This window comes from Clostridium sp. FP1 (genome assembly GCF_011065975.2).
GTDB lineage: Bacteria > Bacillota > Clostridia > Clostridiales > Clostridiaceae > Clostridium_AD > Clostridium_AD tagluense.
This window is the reverse complement of sequence record NZ_JAAMNJ020000001.1, coordinates 124,182-135,000: the sequence shown is the minus strand read 5'-3', so window position 1 is coordinate 135,000 and position 10,819 is coordinate 124,182. Positions and strand designations below refer to the sequence as shown.

7 protein-coding genes, 2 rRNA genes and 1 other annotated feature (1 of these 10 running past the window's edge) are annotated in these 10,819 nt (G+C 35.2%); of the genes, 2 read left to right on the top strand and 7 right to left on the bottom strand.

What is annotated here, in order from left to right; genetic code table 11:
* The 4 genes from G9F70_RS00665 to G9F70_RS00650 all read right to left on the bottom strand — a co-directional run.
* Positions 1–1,278 (bottom strand): 23S ribosomal RNA (locus G9F70_RS00665) (it extends 1,648 nt beyond the left edge of the window).
* Positions 1,279–1,588: 310 nt separating this feature from the next.
* A 16S ribosomal RNA gene (locus G9F70_RS00660) occupies positions 1,589–3,106 on the bottom strand.
* The 16S and 23S rRNA genes sit together here, the layout of an rRNA operon.
* Before the next feature lie 775 nt (positions 3,107–3,881).
* Positions 3,882–4,355, bottom strand: a complete 474-nt coding sequence (gene tnpA, locus G9F70_RS00655; protein WP_224617364.1) for an IS200/IS605 family transposase — start codon at positions 4,353–4,355, stop codon at positions 3,882–3,884.
* Positions 4,356–4,575: 220 nt separating this feature from the next.
* Positions 4,576–5,709, bottom strand: a complete 1,134-nt coding sequence (locus tag G9F70_RS00650) for a pyridoxal-phosphate-dependent aminotransferase family protein (protein WP_164947025.1) — start codon at positions 5,707–5,709, stop codon at positions 4,576–4,578.
* Positions 5,710–5,986: 277 nt separating this feature from the next.
* Here G9F70_RS00650 and G9F70_RS00645 point away from each other — a divergent pair, with 277 nt between their 5' ends.
* Positions 5,987–6,841, top strand: a complete 855-nt coding sequence (locus G9F70_RS00645; protein WP_164947026.1) for a hypothetical protein — start codon at positions 5,987–5,989, stop codon at positions 6,839–6,841.
* Between the two features lie 353 nt (positions 6,842–7,194).
* Here the strand turns inward: G9F70_RS00645 and G9F70_RS00640 are convergent, their stop codons facing one another.
* Complete coding sequence (locus G9F70_RS00640) at positions 7,195–7,647, bottom strand: VanZ family protein (RefSeq protein WP_164947027.1); 453 nt, start codon at positions 7,645–7,647, stop codon at positions 7,195–7,197.
* 234 nt (positions 7,648–7,881) lie between these two features.
* Positions 7,882–8,134, top strand: a binding site (T-box leader).
* 103 nt (positions 8,135–8,237) lie between these two features.
* Between G9F70_RS00640 and asnA the strand changes: the two genes are divergently transcribed.
* Positions 8,238–9,260, top strand: a complete 1,023-nt coding sequence (gene asnA, locus G9F70_RS00635; RefSeq protein ID WP_164947028.1) for an aspartate--ammonia ligase — start codon at positions 8,238–8,240, stop codon at positions 9,258–9,260.
* Positions 9,261–9,367: 107 nt separating this feature from the next.
* Here the strand turns inward: asnA and G9F70_RS00630 are convergent, their stop codons facing one another.
* Positions 9,368–10,072 carry a glutaminyl-peptide cyclotransferase gene (locus G9F70_RS00630; RefSeq protein ID WP_164947029.1) on the bottom strand — a complete coding sequence of 235 codons (705 nt, stop codon included), beginning with the start codon at positions 10,070–10,072 and terminating at the stop codon, positions 9,368–9,370.
* A 155-nt stretch (positions 10,073–10,227) separates the two neighbouring features.
* On the bottom strand, positions 10,228–10,539 hold the full coding sequence (locus tag G9F70_RS00625; protein WP_164947030.1) for a hypothetical protein: 312 nt from the start codon (positions 10,537–10,539) through the stop codon (positions 10,228–10,230).
* Between the last annotated feature and the right edge of the window lie 280 nt (positions 10,540–10,819).

Below are 10,819 nucleotides of genomic sequence, written 5' to 3'. Positions count from 1 at the left end.
ACCGTCCACCACTCCTTACGGTATGACTTCAGCCAGTACAGAAAGCTCCTCTACCGCGTACACATAGTGTACACCCATAGCTTCGGTGGTAAGTTTTAGCCCCGGACATCTTCGGCGCAGGATCTCTTGACTAGTGAGCTATTACGCACTCTTTGAATGAGTGGCTGCTTCTGAGCCAACATCCTAGTTGTCTTAGAAATCCCACATCCTTTTCCACTTAACTTACACTTTGGGACCTTAGCTGATGGTCTGGGCTGTTTCCCTTTTGACTACGGATCTTATCATTCGCAGTCTGACTGCCGAAATAAAAGTATATGGCATTCGGAGTTTGATAGGGTTCAGTAACTGTTGTCAGCCCCTAGCCCATTCAGTGCTCTACCTCCATTACTCAATTAATCGACGCTAGCCCTAAAGCTATTTCGAGGAGAACCAGCTATCTCCGAGTTCGATTGGAATTTCTCCGCTATCCACAGCTCATCCCATGGTTTTTCAACACCAACGTGGTTCGGACCTCCACGGAATTTTACTTCCGCTTCATCCTGGCCATGGATAGGTCACCCGGTTTCGGGTCTACGACATGCAACTATAGCGCCCTATTCAGACTTGGTTTCCCTTCGGCTCCGTACCTTAAGTACTTAACCTTGCTACATATCGTAACTCGTTGGCTCGTTCTACAAAAAGCACGCCGTCACACATAAAAAGTGCTCCGACCGGTTGTAGGCACACGGTTTCAGGTTCTATTTCACTCCCCTTCCGGGGTTCTTTTCACCTTTCCCTCACGGTACTTCTTCACTATCGGTCACTAGGTAGTATTTAGCCTTGGGAGGTGGTCCTCCCTGCTTCCCACAAGGTTTCACGTGTCTCGTGGTACTCTGGATTAGATCTGACTGTTTTTCCTTTTCATTTACAGGCCTATTACCTTCTGCGGAGCAGCTTTCCAGCTATCTTCAATTAAGGAATTGCAGTATTTATGATCTATCCTCAACCCCTAGGTCAAAGACCTAGGTTTGGGCTCTTTCCCTTTCGCTCGCCGCTACTTAGGAAATCGATGTTTCTTTCTCTTCCTCCGGGTACTTAGATGTTTCAGTTCCCCGGGTCTACCTCTGCATACCTATTTATTCAGTATGCAGTACATAGTTGTTACTATGTGGGTTCCCCCATTCGGAAATCTTTGGATCACTGGCTATTTGCGCCTACCCAAAGCTTATCGCAGCTTAACGCGTCCTTCTTCGGCTCCTAGTGCCAAGGCATTCGCCATGCGCCCTTTGTAGCTTAACCTTTATCTTTATCTATTTGCATAGATAATTTCGTTTATTTACATAAACGTTTTAATTCATTTTGCGAAATTGTATTAAATTCATCTATACACCATTTACATGGCTTTAACTTATTAAAACAACTTTAATTTCACTGTGCAATTTTCAAAGAACATTTTTAGAAAAACTATCTATTAGTCAACTCCAAAGAGTTAACTAAAATTAGTCTCTCAAAATTAAACAGAGAATAGGTTACGAGTAATTACAGTAGACATTTTGAAGAATAAATTCTTCTTGTTGCATTGACCGAAGTCTTTGCATCTACTCCCTAGAAAGGAGGTGATCCAGCCGCAGGTTCTCCTACGGCTACCTTGTTACGACTTCACCCCAATCATCAATCCCACCTTCGGCCGCTGGCTCCTTACGGTTACCTCACGGACTTCGGGTGTTACCAACTCTCATGGTGTGACGGGCGGTGTGTACAAGGCCCGGGAACGTATTCACCGCGACATGCTGATTCGCGATTACTAGCAACTCCGGCTTCATGTAGGCGAGTTGCAGCCTACAATCCGAACTGGGATGAGTTTTTGAGTTTGGCTCCACCTTGCGGTCTTGCATCTCTTTGTACTCACCATTGTAGCACGTGTGTAGCCCTAGACATAAGGGGCATGATGATTTGACGTCATCCCCACCTTCCTCCCGGTTAACCCGGGCAGTCTCACTAGAGTGCTCAACTAAATGGTAGCAACTAATGATAAGGGTTGCGCTCGTTGCGGGACTTAACCCAACATCTCACGACACGAGCTGACGACAACCATGCACCACCTGTCACCCTGTCCCGAAGGACTTCGCCCATCTCTGGGTTATGCAGGGGATGTCAAGTCTAGGTAAGGTTCTTCGCGTTGCTTCGAATTAAACCACATGCTCCGCTGCTTGTGCGGGCCCCCGTCAATTCCTTTGAGTTTTAATCTTGCGATCGTACTCCCCAGGCGGAATACTTATTGTGTTAACTGCGGCACCGAGGTTCGACCCCCGACACCTAGTATTCATCGTTTACGGCGTGGACTACCAGGGTATCTAATCCTGTTTGCTCCCCACGCTTTCATGCCTCAGCGTCAGTTACAGTCCAGTAAGTCGCCTTCGCCACTGGTGTTCTTCCTAATCTCTACGCATTTCACCGCTACACTAGGAATTCCACTTACCTCTCCTGCACTCTAGACACCCAGTTTCAAATGCAGCACCCAAGTTAAGCTCGGGTATTTCACATCTGACTTAAATGTCCGCCTACGCATCCTTTACGCCCAGTAAATCCGGACAACGCTTGCCACCTACGTATTACCGCGGCTGCTGGCACGTAGTTAGCCGTGGCTTCCTCCTCTGGTACCGTCATTATCGTCCCAGAAGACAGAACTTTACAACCCGAAGGCCTTCATCATTCACGCGGCGTTGCTGCGTCAGGGTTTCCCCCATTGCGCAATATTCCCCACTGCTGCCTCCCGTAGGAGTCTGGACCGTGTCTCAGTTCCAATGTGGCCGATCACCCTCTCAGGTCGGCTACGCATCGTTGCCTTGGTGGGCCGTTACCTCACCAACTAGCTAATGCGCCGCGGGTCCATCTCAAAGTGGAATTTTCCGAAGAAAAATCCTTTGATGTTTCAATCATGCGATCAAAACATATTATGCGGTATTAATCTCCCTTTCGGGAGGCTATTCCCCTCTTTGAGGCAGGTTACCCACGTGTTACTCACCCGTCCGCCGCTAATCCACCCCGAAGGGTTTCATCGCTCGACTTGCATGTGTTAGGCACGCCGCCAGCGTTCGTCCTGAGCCAGGATCAAACTCTCAATTTAAAAGTTTACACTTTTTATTTGAAATGAATAATCTGCAACCACTGTTAAGCTGGTTAGCAAGCTCATTACATACTTTTTAGTCTTACGACTAAAATTACTTTTTTATCTAAAGTAATTAACTGGTCTAACGAAATATTATTTCGCTATTTTACCTATTTCTCTGTTTAATTTTCAAAGACCAATTTGCTTTGTCATCATGTGACGACTTCTACTATTTTACTTGGTATTGCTTGTTTTGTCAATAACTTTTTAAAATTAATTTTCATATAAAAATTTATTAAATTGTAATTAACATCTAACTTTCTGAGCCACTCTTTCGTGACTACAAGGAGTATTCTATCATATACACATATAAGGCATTTATGCTAACTCTTGAAATACGACAACTATATATAATATTCTTTATAATACTACTAATTATGCAGTTTCTTTGATACTGATACACTAGGGCTAGTATACTCTATTTAATCAAAGGAATACTGAAATCGCCTTACTATTACTCCTTTATAGTTCATAAGGCCTATTTACTTAGTAACATTTAAACTGTTTTTTTATCCCTCATTGATTTATATATATTTTTTTTGCTAATTGCATGAACTTCATCCACTTAGCTTTCTATATTATTATTTCATCTATATATATGAAGCAAAGTCAGGACCACCCGTATAACGGGTGGCTTGTTCTAGCCCTATAAGGGCATGTTACTGGCTACGTCTAAAGACATACTGAAAGTTCTGCCAACCGCATACCTTTACATACAACCCCTAAAGGGGTATTATTTTTTGTATTTATTTACTGGCTCACCCGTAAACGGGTCCATATATTCTTTTAAACTTATCTGCTCACATACAATATCTTCTTGAAGTTGGTTTTTTATATATTCTTCTATTGCATTTTTGTTTCTTCCTACTGTATCTACATAATATCCTTTACACCAAAATTGTCTATTCCCATACTTATACTTCAAATTTGCATGTCTATCAAATATCATCAATGAACTTTTACCTTTTAAATATCCCATAAATTGTGACACACTTAATTTGGGTGGTATACTTACAAGCATATGTATATGATCCTTGCATGCGTTTGCTTCTAATATTTCTACACCCTTATATTCACATAGCTTTCTCAATATTTGTCCTATGTCTGATTTTATTTTCCCATATATTATTTGTCTTCTATATTTGGGTGCAAAGACAATATGGTATTTACAATTCCATTTACTATGTGCTAAACTTTGATTGTCCATTTGGATTTTCCCCCTTTGACTTGGTTGTGGTTGGCAAACCTACTTCCATTTTATCAAAGGGGGTTGTTTTTTTCTACGTATAGCTATAAGCTTTTTAGAACCACAGGCATAGCCCGTGGTATTCTTTCATTAATAAAAAAGTCGATGACTTATCACCGACTTAAATTTTATTCTACATATATACTTACCGCTCATACTCCTTTAACCCCAAACTATTAAATTATATCTCATTTAAAAAAACCTCAACCATGTCTTTTTTACATTGAAAACCTAACACCTTTAATGAGTTTTGTAATGCTAATAGAGTATAGACCATTTTATTCACTTTCGCATTTTCACCCATATGACCTATTCTTATTACTTTCCCTTGTAGATAACCAAAGGAACCAGCTATAAATACATTAAATTCCTCAAGCATATTCTTTAATAATTCTTTATCATCTATGCCCTCAGGTATTTCTATAACCGTTACAGTATTGGAATATCCCTCCTCAATGTATAAATTAAGCCCTGCCTCCATTACCGCTTTTCTTGTAGCTTTGCCAATAGAATTATGTCTTTCAATTACCCCTTTATCTTCTAATATATTATCAATAGCCTGCCTTAGTCCAACAATATCACTTATCGGTGGTGTATATGGAAACCATTTATTTTCGTAATAATCCTTCCATACAAGTAAATTGCAATAGTAAGAAGCTATAGGCTTTTCTCTCTGCTGCATTAATTTAAATGCATCTTCACTTATACTTAGAAAAGTTAGCCCTGCTGGAGCGGAAACGCACTTCTGGGATGCGCCGAGCGCTACATCTATTTTCCATTCATCTACTCTTATATCTTCTCCACCCATTGCAGCTACACTATCTACCACAGTTAATATGCCATTTTTCTTTAACAAAGGACATATTTCATCTATGTCATTTAAAACTCCTGAAGGAGTATCACAATGTACTACAGTAGCATATTTAAAATCATGATCCTTTTCTAAAAATTTTTCTAGTTCTATTATATCTATCTTACATTTTCTATTACCTTTGAAAACGACCACTTCTCCACCGTACATCTTAACAAAATCCGCAAATCCTTCTCCAAAGATTCCATTATCAATTACGAGTACCCTATCATGAGTCTCAGTTAGGGACGCACAAGCTGCTTCAAGGCCTAAAATCCCCTCACCACTTAGTATTCTAACTTGATTATTAGTATTTAAAAACAGGCCTATTTTCTCACAGGTTTCTTTGTAAAATTCATAAAACTCTAAATCTAAATCTGGGTTAGTTGTAGCTAACGCTCTTGCCATTCTGACGTTTTCTCTTACCTCCGTAGGCCCTGGAGTCATTATTTGAGACACTTTCATAATTTCCACCCCTTAAACTGTAGTTTACAATATCATATTAAAAATTATATCACTATTAATGGATTTTAAAAAATGTACCCATACAATGAACTTTACGATTTATAACCATTTTACTACTTGAAATTAACCAATGATATAAATACTATACTAACATCAATGAATTTTAAAATTATTATCTTATGTATATTTTTTATTGTTTTGGGGATATTTGTAATAAGATTATGTATCTTCATAATTTACATGGAGATATCACAAAAATAAAAGCAGGTGTGAAAATATGAGTATTAAAAAAAGTCCTACTAGTTGGAATCTTCTATTAATTACAATTATTTATAGTATGATTTGCATAGTATTTACTAAAAATTTTACAGGCTTTAATAGTACAACTCTTAATGATTTCGAAAAAGAAAATCCCAAGATTATAGCTACTACCCCTTCATATAAAAAGGTACTATCAAATAAACTATCTTATGCCTCCGCTTTACCGCCAACATATAAACAAGCCCCTACTCTAAGTCGTGGATATATTGAACATTTGAATACAAATCTTTCAAAAAAAGTAGAGGCCAATAATTATGAAGATGATCTCTATGCATTAAATGAATCTGCTCTCCTTGAAAGCTATTATACAAAAAAGGCCAGCATTAGCTCAAACATTATTAACCCTAAGGAAAATCCAGTTGTTAATGCTCATCTTCCAGATTATTTAATGTACAAGAATGTTAATATAACAGAATTAAAGGAATTTCTAAAATCAAAAAACTCTCTTCTAGTTGAAGAACCTTATTTTTCAGCAATATTATCTGTAAGCAAAGACTTTAATTTAAATCCACTTGTTATGTTCGCTATTACAGGTCAAGAACAATCCTTTGTACCAAAAGACCATAAAAACGCCTATAAAATTGCCAATAATCCCTTTAATGTGTTTTTTAGTTGGAAAAAATATAATACTAATATCCAAGATGCTGCTAGCATTGCTGCAAGAACCATAGTGAATTTGTGTAAAAATAAGCCTAAAAACATTGAAGCCTTTACTTGGGTTAATAGAAAATACTCTGAAGATAAAAATTGGTCAAAAGCTGTTCGTTCTATATTTAATAAACTTGAAGATAATGTTTCTTATTGGAGATAAGTTAGTCATTTGTTTTGAAAATTAGAACCTTAATTCTCCACGTATTCTCTATAGGAATGTCAGCAGTTTTTGTATTATATTTTAAATTTTCATCAATATATTCTAATAGCTGATCAACTACTATTTCCGGAATTTTATCTCCTGTTATATTCTTAAACGTAAACCCTGTATAAAATCCGCTAAATATTATTTTGTATAGCTAAAAATATAAGCCTGACATTTAGCGGATTATGGCTAAATGTCAGACTTAATAATTAGTTTGAATTGTAACCTTGTTTTAGTAGTTTATGAAAAAATATTATAAGTTCTGGAACTTATAATTAGCTTTTGGAACAAAACCTATTTTAATTTAGTCAAATCTTTTTTTGAAGGGCAGCCCCCTTTTTTAATGTGACAATATACATAGTCAGAAATGCTGTAAGTCCTCCGCATGTATCTACCATTACATCTCTAAAAGCCGGTCCTCTTCCTGGAACAAAAGCCTGATGGAACTCATCGGAGCATGCATATAAAAACACTATTAATATACTGAGCATAAACGCTTTAATATCCCAATTTTTCTTTGTATTTATAGCCCTGTATAGCAGGATATACAAAATAAAATATTCTGTAAAATGTGCCGCTTTTCTAACTATAAAATCACTAAGAGTCCCAAGTATACTATTTAAGTCTAGACCAATAAATTTGAATATATATATAACAAATTTATTATTTTCACTTGATACCTCACCAGGTTGACTAGAAAATAGAAATATTAATATCATCCATCCTATAACTAAAATCCACTTTATATGTTTTTTCTTCATATATACACCCCTCAAGTATTTCAAAATTTCTCTATTACTGCTTTTATTATGATTTATGAAAATATACTTGTCAATATTCCTTTGTAAAATGCCCTTTAAAAATTGGATTATAATAGATATATATAATAAGCCAATGAACTTAGGTTTTACAATTTTATAAATTTTCATAAAAATATTTATTTTGCAGGTTGACAAATTGCAACTTGCAAGTTAGAATAAATATAAGTTATTTTTCTAAAAACTGTGACGAGAAGAGTACATATAGGAAGTAGTTAAAGCGAGTGGATTATAGTGAAAGTTCCATATGACGCCTATGTCGAAGAACATCTCTGAGTTTCCAGCTGAAATCCTTGTGAAATTAGGTGTGGACGGAGCCTAACCGTTATATATAGGGCAGTATCGAAACATTTTTCTGTACTGATTATGAGTGAGCTTTTTTAAAGCTAATTTAGGTGGTACCACGGAAGTTTAACCTTTCGTCCTAGAAACAAGGATGAAAGGTTTTTTGTTTTTTGTTTCAATTTTAAAACATATAGCATGGCCATGCTAATCATTCGAAAAAATTACAAAACTACTAGGAGGTTTTATTTATGATAACTTACAAAAAAGGACTTGCAATTCCAGCTGGCTACAAACCACTTCTCGGATTAAAAGATACAGAAATTGCTATTAAACAAGTAAAGGATTATTTTGAAAATAGAATAGCGAAAGAATTAACTCTTACCAGAGTTTCAGCTCCTCTTTTCGTAAAATCTGATACTGGAATAAATGATAACCTAAACGGTATTGAACGAGTAGTTTCCTTTGATATGAAAGCTTTAGCTGATACAAATATCGAAATTGTTAATTCACTAGCTAAGTGGAAGCGTATGGCTTTATATAGATATGGCTTTGAAGTAGGCGAAGGTCTATACACTGATATGAATGCCATAAGACGTGATGAAGATTTAGATAACCTTCACTCTATATATGTAGACCAATGGGATTGGGAAAAGGTTATTCTAAAAAAAGAAAGAACTTTAGATAAATTAAAAGAAATTGTAACTAGTCTTTATAAAGTTTTTAAAGATACCGAAGATCATGTTCACAAATTATATCCTAAAATAGAAAAATTCTTACCTGAAGAAATTTTCTTCGTAACTACACAAGAACTCGAAGATTTGTACCCTTCTTTTACACCAAAGGAAAGAGAAGATGCTATATGTAAAGAAAATATTGCAGTATTTATAATGCAAATTGGCGGTACACTAAAATCTGGTGAAAGGCACGACGGTAGAGCTCCTGACTATGATGATTGGTCACTTAATGGCGATATAGTATTCTGGAATCCAATACTTGAAAAAGCCTTTGAACTTTCTTCTATGGGAATAAGAGTTGATGAATTAGCACTAAGAGAGCAACTTAAAGTAGCCGGTTGCCAGGAGCGAAGTTCCTTTGAATTCCATAAGCTACTTTTAGAAGGTAAACTTCCATATACTATAGGTGGCGGTATAGGTCAATCTAGAATATGTATGTACTTTCTAAATAAAGCTCATATTGGCGAAGTTCAATCTTCAATATGGACAGATGAAATGATAAATGATTGTATGGAAGCAAATATAGTTTTACTTTAATGACATTTTAAAAAAACACTGAAAATAATTAATTATTTTCAGTGTTTTTTAAAATTGCTTCATCTTATTTTATTAATTATTACCTAATTAAGTTCTATAAAGTATATCTAAATTATCTTTATTTCAAATACTTTAGGCCACCTCTTTCCAGTTACAAAAAATCGATTATTTTCACTATCATAGGTTATTCCATTCAGTGTACCTGCATTTTTATATTCCTTAGGACTTAACAACCCCTTAAGGTCTATCCACCCAGTTATTTTGCCGCTATAAGGACAAATTCTAGCAATTTTATCGCTTTTCCATACATTAGCATAAATTTCCCCTTTAATAAACTCCAGTTCATTTAGTCTCGTAATAGGCTTAAATTCATCATGAACTTTAATACTATATACCTTTTTAAAGTTTTTAGGATTCAAAAAAGATATTTCATCCGTACCATCACTCATAATTAAATGCTCATCATTATGAGTAATTCCCCAACCTTCTGTATTATAATAAAACTTATTGATTAGGTTAAAATTATCTTTATCATAAATAAAACCCACTTTAGATTTCCATGTTAACTGAAAAATTTTATCATGGTAAAGTGTAATGCCCTCACCAAAGTAATTTTCATGTAATTTGTGTAATTTTAAAATCTCACCTGTTTGTAATTCTACTTTACGAAGCGTAGACTCATTATATTTTCCGGTACTTTCATAAAAATATCCACATTCATACACCAACCCTTCAGTAAAAGAACTAACATCATGTGGATAAGTATTTATAATATCGTAAGAATATATTGGAATATTTTTAAAATACACCATAACAATCACATCCCTACATAATTTAAGTTTCCCATTATTATATGTATATTTCAACACTTATGTTAATACTAACGCAAAACAAAGTCATATATTATTACTTCATCTTTACATAAGATATCTTAACTATATAAATTATAAAACTTAATAGTAAATTTTTACCCGAAAAATTCTGGGTTTTTAACATTATCTGCTCTTATTGCCTTTTTCATTATGGTAAGATCAATAGTTTGGTTATCTTTATCAAAAGAGCAAGGATATTTGCTGCCACAGGTGCTACATTCTATATATTCCTTGAAGCAAGTTTGTTCTCTATTATCAAATAAAAACGGCAGATTTTCAGATCCCTCCTCAGATATAGTCTCATTAACTGTATCTATTTTGTATGTATAGAGGAAAGTGGCTTCATGCTTTATTTCGAAGTTTTTGCTATTACATTTTGGACATTTAAGTGATTCATTTATTTTCAACTTATTACTTCCTTTCTAACTTATTATATTTATAGTCTTTGTTTATTTTCCTTTCCTATTCTTCTTATTATAATTAGAGATTTATAGTATTTTTATATACTAAATGATAAAATATGTATTATAAGTAAATTAATTTTAGCTATATTTAATATGAGTCATGGTGTTTATGAAATTGTAAACTCCGCCTGGTAGTATGATTTTTGATTCTATATAGCTATTAGTGGATTTGCTGATCTTTATTTAAGTCTCAGGAAGAAAAATGGAGAGTAGTCCTCAATTC